Here is a 25,027-nt window from a genome sequence, read left to right on the forward strand (position 1 = left end):
CGGTTTGTCAGTCAACTTGATGGTGACTGACACACCGCTATCGCGAGCAGGCTCACTCCTACAGGGGGATGTGTACGACTAATTCCCTTCTGTGTTCATCCGTTCATCTATACAGACAACTTTTCGAGGTGCGCCCGGTGACCCAGCTGACATTGCTCTGCCTGCCCTATTCGGGCGCGAGTGCCATGGTCTACAGCCGCTGGCGGCGCAAACTGCCGGAGTGGCTCACGCTGCAACCCGTGGAACTCCCAGGACGTGGCGCCCGGTTTGGCGAACCCTTGCACACCGACATGCGACGCCTGGCGCTGCAACTCGCGCAGGAACAAAAAGCCACGCTCAAGACGCCCTACGCGCTGTTCGGGCATAGTCTTGGCGCGTTGCTCGCCTGTGAGATGGCCCATGCGTTTCGCTCGCTGGGCTGCCCGGAACCGGTGGCGCTGTTTGCGTCCGGTACGGCTGCACCGACGATGCGGGCCGATTACGACCGGGGTTTCGCCGAGCCCAAAACCGATGCCGAATTGATCGAGCAACTGCGCACCCTCAACGGCACCAGCGAAGAGGTACTGGCCAACGAAGAGCTGATGAGCCTGACGCTGCCAGTGCTGCGCGCGGACTTTCTTTTGTGCGGACGTTTCGAACCGCAACCGCGCCCGGCGCTCAAGTGCCCGATCCATGTACTCGGCGGCAAGGCTGATCGCGCCACCACCGAACAGTTGATCGGCTGGAGCGAGGAAACCCGCGGCAGTTTCTCGGTGGACATGCTGGCGGGCGGACACTTCTTTATCCATGAGCACCAGGCCAAGGTGTTGCGGTTGATCAAGGATCAGCTGGAAGTTCACCATCGGCGGCACGCCATGGCCGCCAGCGCCTGACAGAGCGAGTCTGTTCGCTCCTACAGGAACCGCGTTTAAATAACTGGAGTATCCAAAAAAATGCCCGTATCTCGCGATACGGGCATTTTTCATTTCAGCTCAGCGACTCAGAAATCATACTTCGCGGTGATCTGCATGTTACGCGGCTCGCCGTAGAACTTGGTGCCGAAGTTGCCCAGGCCCGTCAGGTACTTCTTGTCGAAGATGTTATAGGCATTGACGGTGAAGCTCAGGTGATCGTCGTACTGGTAACGGGTCATCAGGTCCACGAGGGTGTAGCCACCTTGCTTGAGCATGGTGCTGCCGCCCTCGCCACCGCCCACGTTCGGGCTGTAGCTCTGGCCGTAAAACGCGCTCTGCCAGCTGACCCCGCCACCGACGGTGAACTGGTCCAGCGCGCCGGGCAGACGGTAAGTGGTGAATGTACGAATCACGTGTTCCGGTTTACTGGTGGCCAGCGGGAAACCGAAGATGCGCTGTTCGTCCTTGTCACGGGTGCGGGCGTAGGTGTAGCCGGCAGACACGTTCCAGTCCTGCGCCAGTTCGCCGGCCAGTTCCAGTTCTACACCATTGGTGGTGGCACCGTCGGTGGCTTTGAAAATGCCATCGCCGGTATTCAAATCAGTGCCGACCGATTGAGCGACGTTGTCCTGCTCAATGCGGAAGAATGCCAGGCTGGCGTTCAGTTTGCCTTCGAAGTAGGCCGCTTTCAGGCCGGTTTCGTAGCTGTCGCCTTCGACCGGTGCCAGGGTCGAACCGTTGATGTCCTTGTTGATCTGAGGTTGGTAGATCTTGGTGTAGCTGCCGTAGACCGAGTAGGTATCGTTCAGGTCATAGACCACACCGGCGTAAGGCGTGACAACCCCGTGTTCCTTGTAGCTGGCGTGAGTGTCGGTGAGGGTGCCGCCCGGAAAGTAGGAGTAATCCTCGTTGTACTTGAAGGTGCTCAGACGGCTGCCGAGGATGAACGACAGGTCGTCGGTCGGACGCAGGCGTGTGGCCAGGTAAAGGCCGTTCTGGCTCTGGGTACGTTCGTACTTGCCGTTTTTCGGGAAGTCCTGTTTCGGCAGGCTGCCGTTCCAGTCATAGATGCTGCCCGGCACCAGTTCGAAGGCGCTGGTGTCGTACGTCGAGCCGGTCTGGCGCGAGTGCGATGCCATGAAGCCGGCTACCAGTTCATGTTCGCGACCGCCCAGGGAGAACGGACCGGAGACGCTTACGTCTGCGCTGTTCTGCACGCGATGACCTTCCCAGCGACCCCAGTAAAGGAAATTGCCTTCGCCCGTGGCGCGGTCCGCGTAACCACCGCTGGCCGAGGCCAGTTGGGTATCGTGATCGGTGGTTTTCTGGTCGAAGCTGGCCTTGAATTTCCAGTCATTGGCCAGCGCTTGCTCCAGCGACGAGAAGTAGGTGACGCTGTCGAAATCACGACGGCTCCAATCGGCACCCGGGTTGAAACTGCGAGAGAAGTCGGTACGGCCGCCGTCGGTGAAGTACGGCGAGTTACCGGTCCAGGAGCTGCCGCGCGGGGTGGCACTGGACTTGTCGACGCCCAGGGTCAGCAGGGTATCGTCGGTCAGGTCGGCTTCGAGCACACCATAAAACAGGTCTTTCTTCTGGCTGTAGTGGTCGATGTACGAATCTTTGTCCTGAAGGGCACCGACGAAGCGACCGCGCACGCTGCCGGAATCGTTCAGTGAACCAGAGATGTCGCCTTCGGTGCGGTAGTTGTCCCAGTAACCGGCGGTGGCGCTGACCGAAGCCTTGAACTCCTTGGTCGGCTTCTTGCGGATCAGGTTGACCGTGGCGGACGGGTCGCCAGCGCCAGTCATCAGGCCGGTGGCGCCTTTGATGACTTCGATGTGGTCGAGGCTGGCTGCGTCGTCGCTGTTGTTGGGGTTTTCACCGTACACGCCGTCGTAGGGGATGTTGACGCCATCGTACTGGAAGTTGGTGATGGCAAAGCCACGGGCGGAAAACTCGGTACGGTCACTGTCGTACTTCTGCGACGTGACGCCGGGGGTATTGCGCAACGCATCGCCAACGCTTTGTACGCCGCGATCATCCATCTGCTGACGGGTGATTACGGTGACTGATTGCGGGGTTTCGCGAATGGTCAGCGGCAACTTGGTCGCGGTGGTGGTGGCGCCGGTGGTGTAGGAACCGGTGTCTTCAGTGGTCAGGCCCAGGGCCTGGCCGGAAATGGTGGTCGCACCCAGTTGCAGGCTCGCGCCGCCGGTTACCAGCGTGACGGTATTGCCGCTGATCTGGAACGAAATGCCAGTGCCTTTGAGCAGGGCGGCGAGGGCGTCGGAGGGTTCAAGTGAACCGGACACTGCGCGAGACTTGATCCCTGCAACCTGGTCCGGGCTGTAGAGGATTTGCAGAGGGGTCTGCATGCCCAGTTCGGTCAGCGCGCTGGAAAGCGATTGACCTGCAATGTTCACTTTTACAGGTGCAGCATTGGCCATCGAGCTCCCCAGCAAGGTGGCGGCCAGCATTACGCTTGTGAGCAGGGTGCGATGCAATGTCGGGCGCTGTACGGCCAACGCGAGTGGTGTGCGGCGTATTTGAGGTCGCATTACTTACCTGAGCTCCTGAAAAGTGTTGTGCAGAGTTTTGTTAATAAGAATGATTATTAGACGCGGCACGACCACAAAACCGGAAAGAAACCCGTTAAATAAATGTCGAAATGATGGAATGACCGGGTGTATACGACCCTGTGGCTAGGGAGCGGTGCAGGGGCAGCTCCTACAGGTGAAGCAACGTGCAGCCGCTCGTTCTTGACTATTTTTCAGGCAATGCGAAGCAATACTTTAAATCTATATGAGAATTACTATAAATTACGCACCTCAAGCTGCCACTATCGTGCCACTGCCTATCTCGGCGGTCGCCGATCTGGCTCAAGGATAGAAACCGCACCCCTGCGGCCGGGAGTCATGTTGGAAAACTACTATCGCGAGCTGGTGTGTTTTTTGAACGCCAAGCTGGGCAACCGTCAGGTCGCCGAAGATGTGGTGCATGACGCTTATCTGCGAGTTCTGGAGCGGTCCAGCGCCACGTTGATTGAGCAGCCTCGGGCGTTTCTGTACCGCACCGCGCTCAACCTGGTGATCGACGACCATCGGCGTAATGCCCTGCGTCAGGTCGAACCCCTGGAAGTGCTCGACAACGAAGAGCGCCACTTCACCCCATCCCCTCATCACAGCCTCGATCACGACCAACGCCTGGAGATGGTCCAGCGTGCATTGGCGGAATTGCCACGGTTGTGCCGCGAGAGTTTCCTGCTGCGCAAGATCGAAGGCCTTTCGCATCCGGAGATCGCCGAACACCTGGGCATTTCCCGGGCCCTGGTGGAGAAACACATCGTCAATGCGATGAAGCATTGTCGGGTGCGGATGCTGCAATGGGATGCCCATTGATCCGGCCCCATGTTCGCCGGTTTGGCTGACAGTAATGCTCCTACAGAAAATCGTAAGTTTTGGCTTTTCGGAAAAGTCCTACAGAAACATCGACAAGTCTTCCGTAGCCTTGCGGCCTCACGAATTCGATACCCTCCTGGGGGCCCGCATTGTCGAACAAAGCCTTACGTATCCTGATCGCCGACGAGTTGCATTTTCATCGCATGAAGGTCGAGCGACTGTTCAATCAACTCGACTACTACCGGATAGCACCGGTGCACAGTCTTGAAGAGCTGTTGACCCTGGTCGAATACAGTGGCGAGCCATTTGATCTGGTGGTCATCAATGCCTCGCTGGCGAGCGGGGCATTGAACCTGTTCGATTTCTTTCTTGATAACCAACAGGTTCATCACGCCTTGATCTATGACGGTCAGCAGGCGCAACTGCCGGCCATTCCCGCTTGCGCTCATCAGAAGGTGGCGGTGAGCCACACACTACTGCCTGACCTAGCGTCCATTTCGCGGTTGATGGCAATCATCGATCCTCGGCTACCGTTCGTCGGTACTGTCATTTCTGTCAGGTAGTTGCGCCTGGTTTTCCATGCAAAAGTCTTTGCGTCGCCGGTGCGTTCAACCGGGTCGGGCGTATGGGCATTGATTATTCAATTGTCGTTTTTGTTGCTCAGGAGTTGCCATGAAGTCAGCGCTGATTGTGGACGATCATCCGGTGGTTCGCGCCGCAGTCAAAATCGTACTGATGCAGGAGGGTTTCAAGCGGATATACGAAGCGGCGTGTGGTAATGAAGTCTTGCCGAAGATCCGCGAACTCAAGCCCGATCTGGTGATCCTGGATCTGGTGATGCCCTCGCTCGACGGGCTGGATGTACTGACGCGGATCAAGGCCAGCGGGGTGCCCAGTCGAGTACTGGTCTTCACGTCCCAGGAACCCATTTTTTTTCAGGATCGTTGCATGCACGCCGGCGCCGTGGCTTATGTCGCCAAGACCAACGATTTGCAGCATTTGCACAAGGCCGTGCATGCCGTGATGGCTGGTTACACCTATTTCGCCCAGTTGCCCTTGGCGTCGGTGGCGCTGAACTCGATACAACTGAGTGAAAAACAGATGATCGATACGCTTTCCGACCGGGAACTGACGATTCTTCAGTATCTGTGCCGGGGCTTCAGCAACAAGGCGATCGCTGAATGTACGCACTTGAGCCACAAGACCGTCAGCACCTACAAGACCCGTCTGGTTGGAAAACTCAATGTGGAATCGGCGGTGCACCTGAGGGATTTTGCCAAGCGTAATCATCTGATCTGAGCGAGTCCGATCATGCGCGATTGTTTGTGGGCTCTGTTGCTGTTCTGTGGACTGGGTGCATCGGTGACGGCAGCCGATGAGCCAAAGCTTTTGCACGTGCTGGGACATTCCGCGGTAGAGGATTATCAGGTCCGGCTGGATGAAAAAGACTGGCAGTGGTTGCGCGGCAAACGAGTCTTGCGCCTTGGAGTATCGGGGCCGGACTACCCGCCGTTCGAGATCACGCGAAACGTTGATGAGCTGGAAGGCATCACCGCAGACTATGCCGCCCTGTTGGGGCAGTTGCTGCACGTCAAGATCGACGTGCTTCGTTATCGCACGCGCGAGGCAGCCATGGAGGCGCTCAAGCGCGATGACCTGGACCTGCTCGGCACGTCCAACAACTTTGAGGCGGCTGACCCCGAGCTGACCCGATCCGATGCCTATGCCGAAGATCAGCCGATGCTGGTGACCCGCCTGGACGACGGAATGCCCGTCGACCTTGCGGGCAAGCGCATTGCCATGGTCGATGACTATCTGCAAGCACAGACTGTCGAAGCCTTTTATCCCGAAGCGAGCTTGCAACGCTACCCCTCGGCACTCGACGCGATCGGGGCGGTGGCGTTCGGGCAGGACGATGTGTACCTCGGCGACTTCATCAGTGCCAATTACCTGATCAATAACAACTACCTCAGCAACGTACGCCTGGTGGGGCCCTCCGGCCTGGACGCCAATCCGTTCGGCTTCGCCTTCAGCCGCGGTAATCCACGTCTGAAGAGTATTGTCGACAAAGCTCTGGCGGCGATTCCCATGGATCAGCGCATGGCCATCGAGCAGCGCTGGAGCGCCGGCAGAGCCAACATGGCGGGTCAAGAGCGAGTCCGTTTGAGCGCCAGCGAGCAACGTTGGCTGGATCGACATCCGACCGTGCAAGTGGGGGTTATCGAGGACTTCGCACCGCTGACTTTTTACGATGCACAGGGACAACTCAGCGGGTTGACTGCGCAATTGCTGTCGCTGATCAGCCAGCGCAGCGGCTTGACCTTCGAGGTGCAGCGGGGTAACTCCCTCGATCAGCAGATCCAGCAACTCAAGGATGGCAAGATCGACGTGTTACCGGTGGTCACGCCCGGTATCGAACGCGAAGCCGAACTGCGTTTCACTCGGTCCTACCTGAACAATCCGTTTGTACTGGTCAGTGCGACCAACCCGGGAAGCCCCAGGACCCTGGACGATATGGCCGGTAAACGCCTGGCGATTTATCGCGGTCATCCGTTGCTCGAGTTCATCCGCGCTCGGGCGCCCACTGCACGTCTGGTCGAAGTGGCGAGTCCGGCGCAGGGGATGGAGTGGGTAATCAAGGGCCAGGCCGACGGGGTCGTCAGCTCATTGATCGTGGCTCGGTATCTGGTCACCCGGCAATACCGCGAGCGTCTGCGGATCAGCAGCACCTTGGGTGATGAACCGGCGCGTATCGCTCTGGCCACCAGCCGTGGTGCGCTGGAGTTGCACTCGATTCTGAACAAGGCACTGCTGAGCATTTCGCCCCGGGAGATGGATGAGTTGTTAGCCCGCTGGAGCAATGACGTGGTGGTCGATGACAGCTACTGGCTGCGCCATCGCCAACGCATTCTCCAGGCGTTTGCCGCGGCAGGCGCTTTGCTGTTGCTCGCCTTGGCCTGGATTGCCTGGCAGCGTCGGCAGATCACTCAACGCCAACAACTGCTCGGGCAATTGCAGGAGGCCAAGAACGCCGCCGACGACGCCAACCGCGCCAAAACCACTTTTCTGGCGACCATGAGTCATGAAATCCGCACACCGATGAATGCCCTGATCGGCATGCTCGAACTGGCGCTCAAGCGAGCGGAAGAGGGCTTCACCGATCGCTCCGCCATCGAAGTGGCGTCCACTGCCGCGCAGCAATTGCTGGCGCTGATCGGCGACATCCTGGACATCGCCCGCATCGAGTCCGGGCATTTGTCGCTGACCCCTGAGCGGGCCAATCTGCGCACGCTGGTGGCGTCGGTGTGCCGGGTGTTCGAAGGCCTGGCACGGCAGAAGAACTTGCAGTGGCGGGTCGAATTGGCCGAGCACAGCGATCGCGACGTGTTGGTCGACCCCACGCGCTTCAAGCAGGTGCTGTCCAATCTGCTGAGCAACGCGATCAAGTTCACCCGTGAAGGTGGGGTGAGTCTGACACTGCGAGTGGAGCCCGGGATCTCGGGGCATCTGGCCGTCAGTGTGCGTATCGAGGACAGCGGCATCGGGGTCAGTGCAGTCGATCAGCAACGACTGTTCAGCCCGTTCGTGCAGGCCGGCAACAGCCAGCAATCAGGCCACAACGGCTCCGGTCTGGGACTGGTGATCAGCCGCACGCTGTGCGAAATGATGGGCGGCCGATTGCAGCTCGACAGCGTCCTCGGAGTAGGGACGCGGGTCGACATCAGTGTTGATCTGATTGCGTTGCAACCGTTGGCCGGCGGCGCGTGTGCCGATAGTGGATTGCAGGTGGCCACTCGGCTGCTGACGATTCTGGTGGTCGACGATTACCCGGCCAATCGATTGCTGCTGTCGCGGCAGTTGAGCTACCTGGGGCATCAGGTGCTGGAGGCTGATGATGGCGAGCAGGGTCTTGTGAAGTGGCGCGAGCATGAGCTCGATTTGGTCATCACCGATTGCAACATGCCGGTGGTCAATGGCTATGAATTGGCCGGTGCGATACGCGATGAAGAGCGCGCTAATGGCTTGCCCCCCACGCTGATACTGGGGTTTAGCGCCAATGCGCAGCCGGAGGAAAAGATCCGTTGCCTTGAAGCGGGCATGGACGATTGTCTGTTCAAACCGATCCGGCTGGCAGACTTGAGTGCCTGGCTGGCGTCCCGATTTGTCAGTGAACCGCTGGCGCCGGTTGAAGAGCAAGCAACATTCCCAATCGACTTGAGCGGCCTGGAGCTCTACGTCGGCGAAGACCGCACGCTGATCGATCAACTTTTGCGCGAACTGGCCGAGACCAATCGCTACGATCGCGATGATCTGCTTGCCGCGCACGTCATTGGCAATCGACACCGGCTGCAAGACCTGGCGCACCGCATCAAAGGGGGCGCGCGGATGGTTCGTGCAAAACGTCTGATCGAGTGCTGCGAACAGCTGGAACGTGCCTGCGCCGAAGGGCGCGCGGCGTTGATCGACGAGGCCGTCGATCAATTGCAACACGCCATGGCACGCCTGGATCAGAGCCTCACGCAAGACTGACGCTTAATCCCACTGGGGCGCGAGGCCTTTGGGGCTGGTCAGCCGATGGCCACGATCCAGGCCCGCGATCAGCGCCATGTCGGCGTCGCTCAAGGTCAGTGTGCGGGCGTGCAGGTTACTTTGCAGGTTGGCGCGTTTGGTCGACGAGGGAATCACTGCGTAACCCAGTTGCATGGCCCAGGCCAGCGTGACGTGTGCCGGCGTCGCTTTCAGGCGATCGGCGATTTGCTGGATCACCGGGTCTTTCAGCACTTCGCCGTAAGCGAGGGTCATGTACGAGGTGATCGGGATGCCCTGGCTCTGCGCAAATTCGACGACTTTGCGGTTTTGCAGGTAGGGGTGCAGTTCGATCTGGTTGGTCGCGATGTGTTCGGCACCGACCGCGGCGATCGCCTGTTTCATCAAGTCCACGGTGAAGTTGGACACGCCGATCTGCCGGGTCAAGCCCAGTTGTTTGGCTTCGAGCAGGGCGCCCATGAACTCATCGACTGGCACCTGGTTTTCCGGGGACGGCCAATGGATGAGGGTCAGGTCCAGGTAGTCGGTTTGCAGCTTTTGCAGGCTTTCCTTGAGGCTGTCGATCAGGCGATCCCCGGCGAAGTTAGCCACCCAGATCTTGCTGGTGATGAACAACTCGTCACGGGCGATGCCGCTGGCGGCAATGGCTTCGCCGACCTCGGCTTCGTTCTCGTAGATTTGTGCGGTATCGATGACCCGATAGCCCAGCTCCAGGCCAGTGCTCACCGAATCGATGACCACCTGGCCTTGCAAGCGAAACGTACCAAGGCCGAATGCGGGAATAGACATCAATGACTCCAGGGGTTGCAGTGGGAATGGGCAGGAGTATCCGCGCCCGCAGCCAGGGGAAAAACCGCTGGATTGGCAAAGCAATCTTTACCGCAAGTCATGAATCGGGGGGCAGACTGGGGGATTGGTAGTGTTTGGTCGGGCGCTATCGCGAGCAGGCTCACTCCCACAGGGGATTTGTGGTGTACGCAAATCCCAATGTGGGAGTGAGCCTGCTCGCGATAGCCGCGACTCGGTTTAAGGCCTTACCCCCGTTTACGGGCTCCTAGGCAATATCACTGTGGCTGAATTCCTCACCCAGAAAGTCGATCAATGCGCGCACCGACGGCAGCAGCCCGCGGCGTGACGGGAAAATCGCGTGGACGATCCCGCACTTGGGGGCCCAGCCCGGCACCAGTTCCACCAATCGGCCCGCGGCAATGTCATCGCGCACCACCACGCTGGGCAGGTGAGCGATGCCGATCCCGGCCACCACCGCGTGACGCAGCGCCAACAGGTCATCGGTGACCATTCGTGGCGCATGCCGGATCACCGCGCTGGCGCCGTCCGCTGCAAACAATTCCCACTGATATTCACGCTGCGCCGCGCCCCAGTGCAGGCTCGGCAACCCGCTGAGGTCAGCCGGGGAGGCCGGTGACGACAGGCGCGGCACGAAGGCCGGACTGCCCACCAGGCATTGGGTGCTGTTGCCCAGTACCTTCATCACCATGTCGGTATTTTCCAGCGGCGGAAAGCGCACCCGCAGGGCGATGTCGAAACCCTCGTGGATCAGGTCGACCCGGCGGTTGGTGCTCTCGATGAACAATTCCACCAGCGGGTACTTGAGCATGTAGCGGGTCAGCATCGGCCCGACCCAGGAATTGAGCAGCGCCGTCGGACAACTGAGGCGCACCAGGCCTTGGGGTTCGGAGCGGTTGCGTTCGATCAGTTCGGCAGCGCTTTCCGCTTCGACGCGCATCGCCAGGCAACGCTGGTAATAGGCCTGGCCGATTTCCGTCAGTGAACAATGCCGGCTGGTGCGGTGCAGCAGGCGCACACCGAGGCGCTCTTCGAGCTCGGCTATGCGCCGGCTCAGCTTCGACTTGGGAATGTCCAGCGCCCGGCCGGCGGGAGCGAAACCGTGGTGCTCCACCACCTGGGTGAAGTAGTAGAGGGTGTTGAGGTCTTCCACCATCGTTCTCCATATAGAACGCTAAGGCTGATTTTTGCAGTCTAGTGCATCAAAGGCGTCGGTTTTAAGCTTTGTCCATCGCGTCACTCACCAGATTCGGAGGCGGAATGAAAAACATCATCGGTATCTACACCAGCCCACGGACCCATTGGGTCGGCGACGGTTTTCCGGTTCGTACGCTGTTTTCCTACGACTACCTGGGCAAACACATCAGCCCGTTTTTGCTGCTCGACCACGCCGGTCCCGCTGAATTCACCCCGACCACCGAGCGTCGTGGCGTTGGTCAGCATCCACACCGCGGTTTCGAAACCGTGACTATCGTTTACAAGGGCGAACTGGAACACCGCGACTCCACCGGCAGTGGCGGCAAGATCGGCCCAGGCGACGTGCAATGGATGACCGCGGCCTCCGGGATTCTCCACGAAGAATTCCATTCCGAAGGTTTCGCCAAGAGCGGCGGCACCCTGGAAATGGTGCAGCTGTGGGTCAACCTGCCGGCCAAGGACAAAATGGCCGACGCCGGTTACCAGACGATTCTCGATGGCGACATCCCGAGCATCGCGCTCAAGGATCAGGCCGGCAGCCTGCGCTTGATCGCCGGTGAGTTTGACGGCCACACCGGTCCGGCGCGCACGTTTACCCCGATTGACGTCTGGGACCTGCGCCTCAACGGCGGCAAATTGCTGACCCTGGACCTGCACGAAGGTCGTAACACAGCCCTTGTGGTGTTGCGGGGCACGGTTCAGGTCAACGGTGTGGAACTGGTGCGCGAAGGGCAGTTGGCGTTGTTCGAACGCAATGGCCAGCAGCTCAGCCTCGAAGCCAATAACGATGCCGTCGTGTTGCTGCTCAGTGGCGAGCCGATTGACGAACCCATCGTCGGTCACGGTCCGTTCGTGATGAACACCGAGCAAGAAATTCACCAGGCCTTCGCCGACTTCCAGTCCGGTCGGTTCGGTCGGATGAGCGGTTGAACTCAACGTTGTAATGCTGTGGCGTGCCGGACAAGGGCGACTACCCTTGCTTGGCCGCGTTTTAACGAACTATCAGGTTTCTCTCACGCCGGCCCGTTCGGCATCGATAAAAAGCGAGGATTACTCCCATGACTACTTCTTACAAACGTCTCGACAAGGATAACGCCGCCGTTCTGTTGGTTGATCACCAGGCGGGTCTGCTTTCTCTGGTGCGCGACATCGAGCCGGACCGTTTCAAGAACAACGTGTTGGCCCTGGCAGACCTGGCCAAGTACTTCAAGTTGCCGACCATTCTCACCACCAGTTTCGAAACCGGTCCCAACGGTCCGCTGGTGCCTGAGCTCAAAGCGCTGTTCCCGGACGCGCCGTACATTGCCCGTCCTGGCCAGATCAATGCCTGGGACAACGAAGACTTCGTCAAGGCGATCAAGGCCACCGGCAAGAAACAACTGATCATCGCTGGCGTAGTGACCGAAGTGTGCGTGGCATTCCCGGCGCTCTCGGCACTGGCTGAAGGCTTCGAGGTGTTCGTGGTGACTGATGCTTCCGGCACGTTCAACGAACTGACCCGTCAATCGGCCTGGGACCGCATGTCGGCCTCCGGCGCTCAGTTGATGACCTGGTTCGGCCTGGCCTGTGAGCTGCATCGCGACTGGCGCAACGACGTGGAAGGCCTGGCCACCTTGTTCTCCAACCACATCCCGGACTATCGCAACCTGATGACCAGCTACAACACCCTGACCAACAGCAAATAACCCTGACAACATAGAGCCCCTGTGGGAGCGAGCCTGCTCGCGATGAGGCCATGCCAGTCACCATTGAGGGTGACTGGCAGACCGCTATCGCGAGCAGGCTCGCTCCCACATTGGTTTTGCATCAAACACTCCTACAATGTGCCCAATCTGTGAGATCTTCGCGCCACTGGTCCTTGCTGGAGTTGCTTGATGCTGTCACTGCTTACCGATCACCCATTGATCTGCGCGATGACTTTGGTCCTTATCGATCTGGGGCTGTGGCGCCTGCTCAGTGCCAATGGCAGCAACTGGAAACTGTTGGTGCGGCTGGTGATTTTTTCGTTGTTCAGTGTCCTGCTGTTCAACGAAGGCCTGAACCCCATGGAGCCGGCGCCCTGGGCCGACAATGTCCCGCTGCACCTGGCGGCGACCGGATTGCAGATCGGCTGGTGGTTGTTCGGTGCGCGCACCCTGACGGTGCTGATCGGCGCGGGGATGATGCAACGGGTCGGGCATACGGGGCGCTTGCTCCAGGATTTGCTCGGCGCGGTGATTTTCCTGATCGCGATCATCGCGGCTCTGGCGTATGTCCTCGACCTGCCGGTCAAGGGCGTGCTGGCAACCTCCGGCGCGTTGGCGATCATCGTCGGCCTGGCCTTGCAAAGTACCCTCAGCGACGTGTTCTCCGGGATCGTCCTGAACACCACCAAACCCTATCAACTGGATGACTGGATCTCGATCGACGGCACCGAAGGTCGGGTCACCGATATCGACTGGCGCGCGACGCGCCTGCAAACCTCCCAAGGCAGCATGGCGGTGATCCCCAACTCCCTGGCGGCCAAGGCCAAGATCATCAATTTCAGCCGGCCCAGTGACATTTTTGGTGTCTCTATCAGCCTGCAACTGAGCCCGCACGCACGTCCGCAAACCGTCATCGAAGCACTGGAGCGGGCGATGGAGGGTTGTCGTTATCTGTTGAACAAACCGGCGCCGTGTGTCGCGTTGAAAGGCTCCAGCGCCACCGGCGTGGAATACGAAATCAGTGGTTTCGTGGTCTCCATGGACCAGAAGCGCATGGTCCGAAACCTGCTGTTCGATTTGGCATTCCGGCACTTGCAGGCCAGCGGGGTCAGCCTGTTGTCGAGCGTCGAACCCAACGCACCTGCCAACCTGTCGCGGCCACGGGCATTGCTGGACGCGTCGAACATTTTCTCGACCCTGCGTCAGGAAGAGAAAGAAACCTTCAGCCAGAACATGACACTGCAAACCTTCCGCGCCGGCGAAATGATCCTGCCGGCGGGGGAGGTCAGCGATCATTTGTTCATCATCGAATCCGGTGTGGTGTCGGTGGAGCTGAGCCGTGGCGGGGTCAAGTTCGAGTCCGGGCGCATGGGCCCGGGTGAGGTGATCGGCGAAGGCGGGATCTTGTCCGATACGGCGCTACCGGCGGACTTCAGCGCCAAGACGTTCTGCAGCTTGTACCGGATCGAAAAGGAATACCTCACACCGTGTCTGGATGCACGACACGACATCAGCGAAGCGATGAAGGCGTTACTGGATTTCCGCTTGAACAAGGCGCAGACGTTGACCCAGGAAGCACCTAGGGTTGTGCAGAAGAAGGGGTTTTTGCAGTGGCTGCGCAATCGAGCGTAAGGGCTCGGAGATCACGGGAGCGGGTGCAATCGAGTGCACCGTCAGCCGGCGTCCCATTGGCATCCTCAACTTCCCAATAATTGGCTATTTTCTGCCATTCAGTGCGCGATTAACGTAGCTCCACATCCCTTGTGACTGGAGCTCACCATGCAACCGCGTATCGATTTCTACACCGCGTCCCCCGATGCACTCAAAGCCATGATCGCGCTGGAAACCGCTGTTTCGAAGTTGCCGCTTGAAAAGACCTTGATCGAACTGGTCAAGCTGCGTACCTCGCAAATCAACGGCTGCGCCTTCTGCCTTGATATGCACAGCGCCGATGCCCGCAAGGGCGGTGAAGACGAGCGCCGCCTGTACACACTGTCGGCCTGGCGTGAAACGCCGTTTTTTTCCCCACGTGAACGTGCTGCGCTGGCCTGGACCGAGTCCTTGACGCTGCTGAGCCAGACCCACGCCCCGGATGAGGACTACGAGCTGGCGGCGTCCGAGTTCAGCCCGAAGGAACTGGTCGACTTGACTGTGGCCATTACCACGATCAACGCCTGGAACCGTCTGGCGGTTGGTTTCCGCAAAATGCCTCAAGCCTGATCAATGAGCGTCTGCTGACGGTGCGGCCGGTGGTTGCACCTTGCGCATCAAGGGCACCATCGCCGTGGCGATGATGAAGCAGACCATGATCATCAGGAACGCATCGCCGTAGGTTTGTGTCTGCGCTTCGCGATAAGTCAGCAGCCACAGCTGATGCAGGCTGGCGGTGACGCCCGCGTCACCGCTTTGGCCGAGGGTGGCGAAGTTGTTGCCGACCTGGGACAGCCACTGGTTCAGTGCTTCGTTGGTGCTGTTGAGATTTTCCGCCAACCGGGTGAAGTGCAGGTTGGTGCGGTCATTGAGAATGGTCGCGCACGCGGCGATGCCGATGGCACCTCCCAGGTTTCGCATCAGGTTGAATAACCCCGAAGCATGTTTGAGCCGCGCCGGTGCCAGACCACCCAAGGTCAACGTCACCGCTGGCGGCACCGCCAATTGTTGGGCAATCCCGCGCAGCGCTTGCGGCAGCATCAATTCCTTGGCCCCCCAGTCATGGGTGATCGGGCTGAAATCCCACATCGACAACGCGAACAACCCCAGGCCGATCATCATGACCCAGCGCAGATCGATGCGATTGGCCAGAAAGGCGTACAGCGGAATCGCCATGATCTGGAACACCCCGGTGGAGAAAACCGCCAGACCAATGTCCAGTGCGCCATAGCCACGTACCCGGCCGAGAAACAGCGGCGTCAGGTAAATGGTGGCGAACAGGCCGATGCCGGTCACGAACGAAAAGAAGCAGCCAAGGGCGAAGTTGCGGTCTTTCAGGGCGCGCAAATCGACGATCGGGTTGGCGACGTGCAAGGTTCGACCAATGAACGCCAGGCCGGCCAATGCGCTGACCCATGCCGTGGTCAGAATCGTGCTATCGCTGAACCAGTTCCAGCGCGGGCCTTCTTCGAGGGTGTATTCCAGGCAGCCGAGAAACAGCGCCATGAACACCATGCTCAAGTAGTCAGCCCCTTTAAGCAGCGACAATTCCGGCTGATCGATCTTCACCAGCATCGGCACCGCCACCGCGACGAAAATTCCCGGCACCAGGTTGATGTAGAACAGCCAGTGCCAGGAAGAAACATCGGTAATCCAGCCACCGATGACCGGCCCCAGGGTCGGTGCCAACGACGCCACCGCGCCAATGGTCGCAGCCGCGATCACCCGTTGCTTGCCGGTGAAGAAAAAGAACGCGGTGGTGAACACCAGCGGGATCATCGAACCGCCGAGAAACCCTTGCAGGGCGCGGAAGGCGATCATGCTCTGAATGTTCCAGGCCGCGCCGCAGAGCAGGCTGGCCACGGTGAAACCCACCGCAGAAGCGCAGAACAGCCAGCGTGTCGAGAACACTCGGGACAGCCAGCCGGACAGCGGGATCACGATGATTTCAGCAATCAGGTAACTGGTTTGCACCCACGCCGTTTCGTCGGTTCCCGCCGAGAGCCCGCCGCCGATGTCGCGCAGCGAGGCCGAGACGATCTGGATGTCCAGCAGCGCAATGAACATGCCGATGCACATCGTGGCGAAGGCGAAAACCTTGGTCGCCGTTGCCATGTCGGCGGCATTGAACGGTTGTGCGGGGGCGGCGAGAGTGCGGCTCATGGCGCACTGGCCACGGCTGGCGTTTCGGCTTCCTTGCGAGTGTCCACTTCAGCGGTGACCGACAGGCCCGGACGCAGATGGCCGAGCACGCCATCGGCCGGATCAAGCGCGATGCGCACCGGCACCCGCTGGACGATTTTGGTGAAGTTGCCGGTGGCGTTTTCTGGTGGCAGCACGCTGAACTGCGAACCACTGGCCGGCGCAAGGCTGTCCAGATGACCGTGGAATTCCTGCCCCGAGAGCACGTCGGCATGAATGATCACCCGTTGCCCCGGTGTCATTCGCGATAGCTGATCTTCCTTGAAATTGGCATCGACCCACAGCCCGCTGGCCGGTACCACCGACAGCAGTTGCGAACCCGCCTGGGCATACGCGCCGACCCGCGCTCGGCGATTGCCGATCACGCCGTCCACCGGGGCCTTCAGTTCGGTGTAGCCCACATTCAACTGCGCCAGATCGCGTTCGGCACGGGCCTGCATCAGCGCCGCGTGAGCTTGTTGTTTCTGGGTTGCAATCACATTCAACTGACGTTGTGCGGCGAGCAATTCAGCCTGGGCCCGGGCGCTGAGGGCTTGGGCGGTCTTGAAAGTGGCGTTGGCGCGTTGGGCGCTTTCCACCGAGACAGCGTTGCTGCCGATCAGTTTTCTATAGCGAGCATCGTCATCCCGGGAGCGGGTGGTTTCGGCGCCGGCGGCATCAATTCCGGCGCGGGCCTGGCCGATCACCGCGTGTTGCAATTGTTCAGTGGCATCGAGATTGGCGAGCAGCGCTTCTTCGGCGGCCACCGCACCTTCGGCCTTGGCCAGGTTGGCGCGGTAATCGCGGGAGTCGAGACGAATCAGCACATCGCCGGCCTTGACCTTCTGGTTGTCGGTGACCAGCACCTCTTCGATATAACCCGCCACCTTCGGCCCGATCACCGTCACGTCGCCGCCGATGTAAGCATCGTCGGTTTCTTCGATGAAACGGCCAACGGTCCACCAATGAGTCGCATACAGCCCGGCGAACACCAGGGCAGCGATAACCACAGCCAGCAAGATCAACCGTTTGAGCAGGGGAGGCTTGGGTGTGCTCACCGGGACTGCGAGGTCGGGTTCAAGGGTGGGCATGCTGGTCATAGGGATTACCTGTGGGATGCGGGTATTTATTACGAATGTAATATGACGTAGGTAATATTTTGTGGCAATTGATTTTTGTTGCCGATCGTCAGGTGGCCTCGTGGAAAGAAAGCTAACCATTTGTTTAAGAAATGTAAGCGTTGTAGGACGCGTCTTGCATTTGCGTAGGAACGATCTGACTATCACTCGCATTAATGGAGTGGCATTAAGCCATTTAATGACCGCAAGGATGTTGAGTGCCGTATTCGTTTTGCGCTGTTCCTCGTCGTAGTCCCACGCCTTGCACGCTGTTGTCGGCCTTGCTGCTGAGCCTGAGTGTTTCCTCGCTCAAGGCGGCCGAACCCTCCGCTCCAGGCCAGGAAGTGCTACGCCAGCAGCAACAACAACAGCGCGACCTGCAACAACTGCAACTGGAACAGCGCCGCCGGCAACTGGAGCGCGGCAGTTTTGGTGCGGCGCCGGTCACGCCTGTCGTTCCTGCCACGGTGCCTGCCGATGAGCGCTGCTGGCCCCTGAGCGGAACGCGCATTGGCGGCGTGACGCTGATCAGCAGCCAGACACTCAATGAGCGAATCAAACCGCAGCTGTCGTCGTGCATGGGCGTCGGTCAGATCAACCATTTGCTGGCGACCATCACTGGCCTGTATGTCGAGGCGGGTTACATCGCCAGTCGGCCGTACCTGCGCAGCGCGCCAGCGGCGGGGCAGTCGCTGGATATCGTGGTCGATGAAGGCTACGTCGAGTCCATCGAGCTGGCCGACCAGAGTCTGCCGGTGTCCCTTGGCGGTGCATTTCCCGGCATGCTCGGCAAGCCGCTGAACCTGCGGGACCTGGAGCAAGGCCTGGATCAGTTGAACCGCTTGCGCTCCGTGGATTTCACCGCCGACATCGCCCCCGGCAGCCAGCCCGGTGCTTCACGACTGATCCTGCGTTCGCGCACCCATGGGCAGTCGCGTTGGGCGTTGGGCCTGGGCGTGGACAACCTCGGCAGCGCCAGCACCGGGCGCGATCGCGACACCTTGAACCTGAGCCTGGACAGCCCGCTGGAGTTCAACGACGCGCTCAATCTGAACGTCAGCGACACCCTCAATCAGGGCGACCGCTACAGCCGCAATGCCAGTTTGTACTACGCCATTCCCTACGGTTACTGGACTTACAGCCTGTTCGCCAGCCACGCCGAATACCGTGCGCCGTTCAAACTCAGCACGCTGACATTCCACAGCACCGGCATCACCGATCAACTGAGCCTGCGCGCCGACCGAGTGCTGTGGCGAGATCAAAGCCGTCAACTGAGCGCCAACCTGCAACTGGCCCACAAGGACGTCGACAGTTACTTGGAAAACATTCGCCTGGGCATCCAGAGCCCGACCCTGACCGTGGCCGAAGCCGGACTCAATCTGTTCTGGCTCAACAGCGCGGTGTGGAACCTGGACATCCATTACGCCCAAGGGCTGCGCTGGCTCGGTGCCGACGACGATGCCCAACGCCAGGTCAACGACGTGCCCAAGGCGCAGTTTCGCAAATACCGCGCCGGCCTCAGCCAGTGGCGCAATGGCCAACTCGGTCAGCAGGCCTGGCAATGGCAGAGCCAGTTCAACGTGCAATACAGCTCCGATCCGCTGCCGGCCATCGAGCAATTGCTGGGCACCGACGATTCCGCGGTGCGCGGCTATCGGGTCAGCAGTGCGTCCGGTGCCAGTGGCGCGATCTGGCGCAATACCTTGCGCCTGCCATTGCGTAGCGCTTTGCCAGTGCAGATCACCCCACGTTTGGGCCTGGATAACGGCTGGATCAAGGCCGACCACGGCGCTCAAGGGCAACGCCTGAGCGGCGCCAGCGCCGGGGTCAACTTGAGCTGGAAAAACCTGCAAGTCGACGTTGATTACCAACGCAGCCTCAATACCCCCAACGGTTTGCAACATGAGCCAGAGACCTGGCTGATGCGCGTGGGGTTGCAGATATGAACACCAACAAACAGCCGTCGGACCTGAGCGCCACAGCCACGGCCAACAACTCAGCGCGCAACGTGATGCCGCACTTTAATTGAGAGGTTTTTATGCCTGCACAGACATTTGCGTTTCATCTTTCCCCTCGGGGCAAACTGCGCTGGGCAATTGCCAGCCTGTTCCTGATTGCTCACCTGCCCAACGCTTTGGCAGGGGGCGTAGTGGTCGCGCCAGGCCCCGGCGGCACCGCGCAATTGCAAACCCAGGGCGGCGTGCCCATCGTCAACATCGTTGCGCCTAATGGTTCCGGCCTGTCCCATAACCAGTTCCTGGACTACAACGTCGACCGTCAGGGCCTGGTGCTGAACAACGCGCTGCAAGCCGGGCAGTCGCAACTCGCCGGGCAACTGGCAGCCAACCCACAATTCAAGGGGCAGGCCGCGAGCGTGATCCTCAATGAAGTGATCAGTCGCAACCCCTCGGCCCTCAACGGCGCCCAGGAGATCTTCGGTCGCGCCGCCGATTATGTGTTGGCCAACCCCAACGGAATTTCGGTGAACGGCGGCAGTTTCATTAACACCCCGAACGCCAATCTGGTGGTCGGTCGCCCCGAACTGAACGACGGCAAGCTGCAAACCCTCAGTACCCGCGACGCCACCGGCTCGTTGCAGATTCAAGGTGCGGGCCTGCAAAACCGCGAAGGCTCGGTCAACCTGATCGCCCCACGCATCGACAGCCAGGGCAACCTGAGCGCCCGGGATCAGTTGAACCTCACCGTTGGCCGCAACCAGGTGGATTACGCCAGCAGCCAGGTGAAAACCGTGGACCCGGCCGGCAACTCTCAAGACCAACGCATCGACGCCAGCCTGTTCGGTGCGATGCAGGCTGGGCGCATCAACATCGTCAGCACCGCCGAGGGCGCGGGGGTGCGGGTCGGTCCGGTACAGGTCGACGGTCGTGATGGCGTACAGATTCGTTCCGCCGGTGACCTGAGTATCAGCGGTCAAGCTGTTCCCGACATCCTCGATGTGGTCCGCGCCGGTGTGCGCAGCAGTCAGGGCGATGTCGGTCTGCACAGCGGCAAGGACCTGCTGCTGGCTGCTGCTGATGTCAGTGGCCGTGACGTCAAGGTCGACGCCAAACGCAACCTGACCTTGACCACCGTCGAAAGCCGCAAGCTGCAAGAGAAACGCGAAAACTGGAACAACAGCACCATCGGCATCACCTGGGAAACCTATGACCGGACCCAGACCGACAGCGACTCGCGCCAGCACGGCAGCCAGATTCTCGCCAGCCGGGACGCGCATTTGTCGTCCGGTGCCAACACCGAACTCAAGGCGGCCAAGGTCGACGCTGCCAATACTCTCAGCGTCCAGAGCGGCGGCGATCTGCGCCTGACCGCCGCCACCGAAAGCCATACCCAAACCGATCAGGGCAACCATCGCAAACACCTGTGGAAAGCCAACTGGGACACCAGCAGCGAAGAGCAGCGCAGCATCACCAGCCAGTTGAAGGGCGGCAATATCGCCTTGGCCACGGCGGAGTTGTTACGTGCCGAGGGCGCGGAGTTGAGCAGCAAGGGTGATATCCAACTCGCCGGCAAACAGGTCGAGATCACCAGCGCCAGCCGTACCCAACGCAACAGCGACAACCGCTATTCCGGTGACTTGGTGGGCGGCGGTTTCTTCGGCAAGACCGGCGACGCGGATCGGGGCAAAACCCTGAATCAGGGCAGCAAGGTCAATGCCGGCGGCAAACTGATCGTCAAGGCTGACGATGTGCGCATCAGTGGCAGTCAGGTGCGCGGCGGCAGCGAAGCCAGCGTGATCAGCGACAATGGCTCGTTGGTCATCGATGGCGTGCAAGACACCTCCCATGCCAACAGCCACGACAAGAACAGCAAGTTTTTTGGCATCACCAAGGATGAAACCCGTCAGAACGCCAAGGACAGCACCACGGTACGCAGCGAGCTGACCTCCGACAGCAACCTCAAACTCAATAGCGCCAAAGACATCGAAGTGGCCGGCTCTACGGTCAAGGCTGGCGGTACCCTCAGCGCCGAGGCGGTGGGGGACGTCAATGTGCATTCCGCGCAGAACACCCATGAGGCCGGCAACACTACCGAAACCCGTGGCTTCGATGCCTATGCCAAGGAAAACACCCTGGGCGCCGGGCAGTACCGCGCCGGTGTGCATTACGAAGACAAGCAGCAAACCGCGAGTAGCCGTGATGTCAGCCAGCAAGGCTCCAGCCTCAGCGGCGCCAACGTGCAACTGGCGGCAGGCGGTGATCTGACCCTTAAAGGTGCCGAGGTCAAAGCCAAAAACGGCGACGCGACCCTGAGCGGTAAAAACGTGTCGCTGCTGGTCGAGCAGGACAGCCACAGCACTTCGACGGACACAACCAGCACCAGCGGCGGTTTCTACTACACCGGCGGCCTCGATCGTGCCGGCAGCGGAGTGGACTTCACCTACAGCACGTCCCAGGACACCACGAACAAAACCACCGCACAAACCACCAGCGTCCAAAGCAGCGGCAACCTGAATATAAACACCGGCAAACTCACCACTGAAGGCGCGCGTATTGATGCGGGCAGAGGTCTGAATGTCGCCGCCACCGAAGTCGACAATCGGGCCGCGAGCAACTCCGACAGCAGCACTCATACACAGAGCAACTGGTCGGCAGATGTCGGTGCCAACGTCGAATACAAAGACATCGCCCGGCCGATCGCCAAAGCCGTCGAAGGCGTACTGAACGGCAAGGTGCCGGACAAGGACACACTCTCCAATCTCGGCCAGCCGAATGTCGGCATCGACGTGGCGATCGGTCATCAGAACGGCAGCCATACCGAGCAAAGCAGCAACGCCGTGGTCAGCCAGTTCAAGGGTGGCACGGTGGACGTGAATGTCGCTGGCACATTGCAGGATCAGGGCACTCAGTACCAGGCGAGTGCGGGCAAAGTGAACATCAGTGCCGACACGTTGGTGGCGAACGCCGCGAGCAATACCCAGGGGAGCACTGATCAGGCGCTGGATGCCAAGGCTGACGTGCGGGTCTACACCAAAACCGGTGAGGACGTGAATGTCAGCGGCAGCGGTGCGGGCGGCAGCAGCCAGACGCGCAAAGACAGCTCCACCGCTGTGGTCGGCGGCTATGCCGGTAGCCAAGGCGTGAGCATCAACCTGCGGAATGACGGCCAGTTTGAAGGCAGCCATTTCGATGGCGGGCAGGGTGGTGTTTCGATTAAAACCGACGGTGATCTGGCGTTGAATCAGGCTGATGACCGCCAGAGTAGCGACAGCTCCAGCCTGCGTGGCAATGGTTCGCTGAGCGTCGGAACCGCGCCTGGCACCGATGGCACTAACGTCAACCTCGGTGCCGGTTTCCAGCTCGATCACAAAGGCAATCAGACTCAGGACAGCCAGGCTCGCATGGCAAGTATCGAGGGCAAAGGCCCGGTGCAATTGAGCAGCGGCGGCGACCAGATCCTGCAAGGGACGACAATCGATACCGTCGGCGCCATCCACCTGAAGGCCGACGGCAAACTCGACCTGCAAGCGGCCACCGACACCCATCACGCCACCGGCAGCAATCTCGGCGGCGGTTTGAAGGTGGGCGGCAGCAAAACCAATACCGAGAAAAGCCTCGATCAGGGCGGCAACCTGAGCGCCAACTTCAACATCGGTCGGGTCAATGAAAGCAACCAGACACTGAGTGGCGGCAAGCTCAAAAGCCAGGACAAGATTCAACTCAGCGGCGATTCGATCCACCTGCAAGGCACTCAGGTCAGCGCGTCGAACGTTGCCCTTGATGCGCAAAACGGCGGGATCTATCAGGAGTCGGCTCAGTCCACGCAAAACCACACGAACTGGAACGTCGCCCTGAATGCCGGCGGTAATCTGAGCAACAGCACTCCGACGGCCACCAACGAAAAAGACGTGGCCAAGAGTGATCATGGCTTCAATGCCGGGGCCAAGGTGGGCGTGGATTACTTGCAAGGCACGACTCAGCAGAACAGCCAGATCAAGGCTGACAGCGTGGTATTGAACAGCGCGGGCGATGCGCAGTTTGCCGGTGCGCGGATCGATGCGACGAAGGTCAGCGGCAAGGTCGCTGGCGACCTGACCGTGGAAAGCCGTCAAGACAGCCAGACCAGCGCGAAGGTCGATGTTGACCTCGGTTTGACCGGCAAAAAAACAGCGTCCGCTGACAAGGACAAAGTGGCCGACAACACTAAACCGGGCGGGACGAACTACAAGCCGACCCTGAAACTGGATGCCGGTTACGCCCATAAGGACAGCGTCAACCAGGCGTCCGGCATCAACGGCATACAAGGCGTGAATCTCAAGGTTGGCGGTGCAACGCAATTGACCGGTGCACGGGTTGCGTCATCTGAAGGTCGTGTGGATTTAGGGGGCTCCAAGGTCAGCACCACCGACCTGAGCAACCGCGATTACGGGGTCAAGGCTGGACTCGATCTGCCAGAAAAACCGCAAACCGAGGGCAGCAAACCCGACGTTTCCGCCGCTGGGGAACACAGCGTCAAACTAGGCCCCGTGACCCTTGGCGGTCATTACGACAGCCAGATACTGCAAGCCGGGATCGACGAGAAAAACATCTAAGCCCCACATGCATCCCCCAGTGGGAGCGGGCTTGCTCGCGAAAGTAGTGGGTCAATCGACATCAATGTTGCTGACACACTTTCGCGAGCAAGCCCGCTCCCACAGGGACCGCGTTACTGCCGTTTGAAGCGGGTCATCAGTGATGACTGGTTGAAACATCCCTCGGGAATCCCGCATGGAAATGACACAAACGGAAATCGGAGACGGTCATTTCGGAAACTTCCCACATCCAGCATTTGAGCTTCCCGGTAGGGTCAATGGCCCCGGCAATGTGCCGAGCCTCCCAAGGAAGAACGCACCATGACCAGAAAGGCCGTTATCGTTTTCAGCGGCGGACAGGATTCAACCACCTGCTTGATCCACGCATTGCCGCTGTACGATGAAATTCATTGCATTACGTTTGATTATGGCCAGCGCCATCGTGCAGAAATCGAAGTGGCGCAACAGCTTTCAAAGCAGCTTGGCGTGAAGGTGCACAAGGTATTGGACACTTCATTGCTAAACGAACTGGCTATCAGCAGCTTGACGCGCGATCACATTCCCATTGCAAGGAGTACGGGAGAGGGCGTGCCTGATACGTTCGTGCCGGGCAGGAATATTCTGTTTTTAACGTTGGCTTCTATTTATGCCTATCAAGTAGGTGCGGAAGCTGTCATCACGGGTGTTTGTGAAACGGATTTCTCTGGCTATCCGGATTGTCGAGATGAGTTTGTGAAGGCTATGAATAAAGCTATTGAGTTGGGGATGGATTATAAATTGCGAGTTGAGACGCCGCTTATGTGGCTGAATAAAGCTGAGACCTGGGCTTTGGCTGATTATCATGAGAAGTTGGATTTGGTTCGTTGCCATACATTGACTTGCTATAACGGAATAATGGGGAGTGGGTGCGGCGACTGTGATGCGTGCGCTCTTCGTGCGAAAGGGTTGAGTGAGTTTTTGGAGAGTAGAGCTGAGCATGTTCAAAGTATAAAAACTAAATTAGAGGTATAGAAGGTAA

17 protein-coding genes are annotated in these 25,027 nt (G+C 59.6%); 12 read left to right on the forward strand and 5 right to left on the reverse strand.

Going from position 1 to position 25,027, the window contains the following annotated elements; all coding sequences use genetic code 11:
* Nucleotides 1-137: 137 nt before the first annotated feature.
* Complete coding sequence (locus AC3WP4_RS25925) at nt 138-872, forward strand: thioesterase II family protein (RefSeq protein ID WP_074878646.1); 735 nt, start codon at nt 138-140, stop codon at nt 870-872.
* Between the two features lie 107 nt (nt 873-979).
* Here AC3WP4_RS25925 and AC3WP4_RS25930 read toward each other — a convergent pair whose 3' ends face one another.
* A complete protein-coding gene (locus AC3WP4_RS25930) occupies nt 980-3,454 on the reverse strand; it encodes a TonB-dependent siderophore receptor (protein ID WP_102616597.1) in 2,475 nt (824 codons plus the stop codon).
* 357 nt (nt 3,455-3,811) lie between these two features.
* Between AC3WP4_RS25930 and AC3WP4_RS25935 the strand changes: the two genes are divergently transcribed.
* From AC3WP4_RS25935 to AC3WP4_RS25950, 4 genes are all read left to right on the forward strand, one after another.
* Nucleotides 3,812-4,294, forward strand: coding sequence for a sigma-70 family RNA polymerase sigma factor (locus AC3WP4_RS25935; protein ID WP_074878641.1), 483 nt, complete (start codon nt 3,812-3,814; stop codon nt 4,292-4,294).
* Between the two features lie 149 nt (nt 4,295-4,443).
* On the forward strand, nt 4,444-4,857 hold the full coding sequence (locus AC3WP4_RS25940) for a chemotaxis protein CheY (RefSeq protein WP_102616598.1): 414 nt from the start codon (nt 4,444-4,446) through the stop codon (nt 4,855-4,857).
* A 109-nt stretch (nt 4,858-4,966) separates the two neighbouring features.
* On the forward strand, nt 4,967-5,593 hold the full coding sequence (locus tag AC3WP4_RS25945; protein WP_074878636.1) for a response regulator transcription factor: 627 nt from the start codon (nt 4,967-4,969) through the stop codon (nt 5,591-5,593).
* Between the two features lie 12 nt (nt 5,594-5,605).
* The gene (locus tag AC3WP4_RS25950; RefSeq protein ID WP_102616599.1) at nt 5,606-8,824 is read left to right on the forward strand and encodes a transporter substrate-binding domain-containing protein; all 3,219 of its coding nucleotides are present in this window, start codon (nt 5,606-5,608) and stop codon (nt 8,822-8,824) included.
* 3 nt (nt 8,825-8,827) lie between these two features.
* Here AC3WP4_RS25950 and dkgB read toward each other — a convergent pair whose 3' ends face one another.
* Complete coding sequence (dkgB, locus tag AC3WP4_RS25955) at nt 8,828-9,631, reverse strand: 2,5-didehydrogluconate reductase DkgB (protein WP_074878631.1); 804 nt, start codon at nt 9,629-9,631, stop codon at nt 8,828-8,830.
* A 265-nt stretch (nt 9,632-9,896) separates the two neighbouring features.
* Complete coding sequence (locus AC3WP4_RS25960) at nt 9,897-10,805, reverse strand: LysR substrate-binding domain-containing protein (RefSeq protein ID WP_102616600.1); 909 nt, start codon at nt 10,803-10,805, stop codon at nt 9,897-9,899.
* 104 nt (nt 10,806-10,909) lie between these two features.
* On the opposite strand from AC3WP4_RS25960, the gene AC3WP4_RS25965 reads away from it, so the two are divergent.
* From AC3WP4_RS25965 to AC3WP4_RS25980, 4 genes are all read left to right on the forward strand, one after another.
* Nucleotides 10,910-11,776: a pirin family protein gene (locus tag AC3WP4_RS25965; RefSeq protein ID WP_102616601.1), complete on the forward strand. Its 867-nt coding sequence runs from the start codon at nt 10,910-10,912 to the stop codon at nt 11,774-11,776.
* 128 nt (nt 11,777-11,904) lie between these two features.
* Nucleotides 11,905-12,531, forward strand: a complete 627-nt coding sequence (gene ycaC / locus AC3WP4_RS25970; RefSeq protein WP_074878621.1) for an isochorismate family cysteine hydrolase YcaC — start codon at nt 11,905-11,907, stop codon at nt 12,529-12,531.
* A 189-nt stretch (nt 12,532-12,720) separates the two neighbouring features.
* Complete coding sequence (locus AC3WP4_RS25975) at nt 12,721-14,163, forward strand: mechanosensitive ion channel family protein (RefSeq protein ID WP_102616602.1); 1,443 nt, start codon at nt 12,721-12,723, stop codon at nt 14,161-14,163.
* 147 nt (nt 14,164-14,310) lie between these two features.
* The gene (locus tag AC3WP4_RS25980; protein WP_074878617.1) at nt 14,311-14,751 is read left to right on the forward strand and encodes a carboxymuconolactone decarboxylase family protein; all 441 of its coding nucleotides are present in this window, start codon (nt 14,311-14,313) and stop codon (nt 14,749-14,751) included.
* Here the strand turns inward: AC3WP4_RS25980 and AC3WP4_RS25985 are convergent, their stop codons facing one another.
* Nucleotides 14,752-16,344 carry a DHA2 family efflux MFS transporter permease subunit gene (locus AC3WP4_RS25985; RefSeq protein ID WP_074878614.1) on the reverse strand — a complete coding sequence of 531 codons (1,593 nt, stop codon included), beginning with the start codon at nt 16,342-16,344 and terminating at the stop codon, nt 14,752-14,754.
* Nucleotides 16,341-17,462 (reverse strand): HlyD family secretion protein, encoded by a 1,122-nt coding sequence (locus AC3WP4_RS25990; RefSeq protein WP_102616603.1) that lies wholly within the window; start codon nt 17,460-17,462, stop codon nt 16,341-16,343. Before AC3WP4_RS25990 ends, AC3WP4_RS25985 begins: the two co-directional genes overlap by 4 nt.
* Before the next feature lie 236 nt (nt 17,463-17,698).
* Between AC3WP4_RS25990 and AC3WP4_RS25995 the strand changes: the two genes are divergently transcribed.
* From AC3WP4_RS25995 to queC, 3 genes are all read left to right on the forward strand, one after another.
* Nucleotides 17,699-19,426 carry a ShlB/FhaC/HecB family hemolysin secretion/activation protein gene (locus tag AC3WP4_RS25995; protein WP_074878610.1) on the forward strand — a complete coding sequence of 576 codons (1,728 nt, stop codon included), beginning with the start codon at nt 17,699-17,701 and terminating at the stop codon, nt 19,424-19,426.
* A 92-nt stretch (nt 19,427-19,518) separates the two neighbouring features.
* Nucleotides 19,519-24,030, forward strand: coding sequence for a hemagglutinin repeat-containing protein (locus tag AC3WP4_RS26000; protein WP_102616604.1), 4,512 nt, complete (start codon nt 19,519-19,521; stop codon nt 24,028-24,030).
* Nucleotides 24,031-24,330: 300 nt separating this feature from the next.
* Nucleotides 24,331-25,020: a 7-cyano-7-deazaguanine synthase QueC gene (queC, locus tag AC3WP4_RS26005; RefSeq protein ID WP_102616605.1), complete on the forward strand. Its 690-nt coding sequence runs from the start codon at nt 24,331-24,333 to the stop codon at nt 25,018-25,020.
* Nucleotides 25,021-25,027 lie beyond the last annotated feature (7 nt).

The organism is Pseudomonas sp. FW305-20 (assembly GCF_058788075.1).

What these genes read in the sequence shown, in the direction of transcription:
- AC3WP4_RS26000 (WP_102616604.1), top strand. Translation starts at nt 19,519, where the DNA reads ATGCCTGCACAGACATTTGCGTTTCATCTTTCCCCTCGGGGCAAACTG.
- AC3WP4_RS25945 (WP_074878636.1), top strand. Translation starts at nt 4,967, where the DNA reads ATGAAGTCAGCGCTGATTGTGGACGATCATCCGGTGGTTCGCGCCGCA.
- ycaC (WP_074878621.1), top strand. Translation starts at nt 11,905, where the DNA reads ATGACTACTTCTTACAAACGTCTCGACAAGGATAACGCCGCCGTTCTG.
- AC3WP4_RS25990 (WP_102616603.1), bottom strand. Translation starts at nt 17,462, where the DNA reads ATGACCAGCATGCCCACCCTTGAACCCGACCTCGCAGTCCCGGTGAGC.
- AC3WP4_RS25965 (WP_102616601.1), top strand. Translation starts at nt 10,910, where the DNA reads ATGAAAAACATCATCGGTATCTACACCAGCCCACGGACCCATTGGGTC.
- queC (WP_102616605.1), top strand. Translation starts at nt 24,331, where the DNA reads ATGACCAGAAAGGCCGTTATCGTTTTCAGCGGCGGACAGGATTCAACC.
- AC3WP4_RS25985 (WP_074878614.1), bottom strand. Translation starts at nt 16,344, where the DNA reads ATGAGCCGCACTCTCGCCGCCCCCGCACAACCGTTCAATGCCGCCGAC.
- AC3WP4_RS25980 (WP_074878617.1), top strand. Translation starts at nt 14,311, where the DNA reads ATGCAACCGCGTATCGATTTCTACACCGCGTCCCCCGATGCACTCAAA.
- AC3WP4_RS25950 (WP_102616599.1), top strand. Translation starts at nt 5,606, where the DNA reads ATGCGCGATTGTTTGTGGGCTCTGTTGCTGTTCTGTGGACTGGGTGCA.
- AC3WP4_RS25935 (WP_074878641.1), top strand. Translation starts at nt 3,812, where the DNA reads ATGTTGGAAAACTACTATCGCGAGCTGGTGTGTTTTTTGAACGCCAAG.
- AC3WP4_RS25960 (WP_102616600.1), bottom strand. Translation starts at nt 10,805, where the DNA reads ATGGTGGAAGACCTCAACACCCTCTACTACTTCACCCAGGTGGTGGAG.
- AC3WP4_RS25975 (WP_102616602.1), top strand. Translation starts at nt 12,721, where the DNA reads ATGCTGTCACTGCTTACCGATCACCCATTGATCTGCGCGATGACTTTG.
- AC3WP4_RS25930 (WP_102616597.1), bottom strand. Translation starts at nt 3,454, where the DNA reads ATGCGACCTCAAATACGCCGCACACCACTCGCGTTGGCCGTACAGCGC.
- dkgB (WP_074878631.1), bottom strand. Translation starts at nt 9,631, where the DNA reads ATGTCTATTCCCGCATTCGGCCTTGGTACGTTTCGCTTGCAAGGCCAG.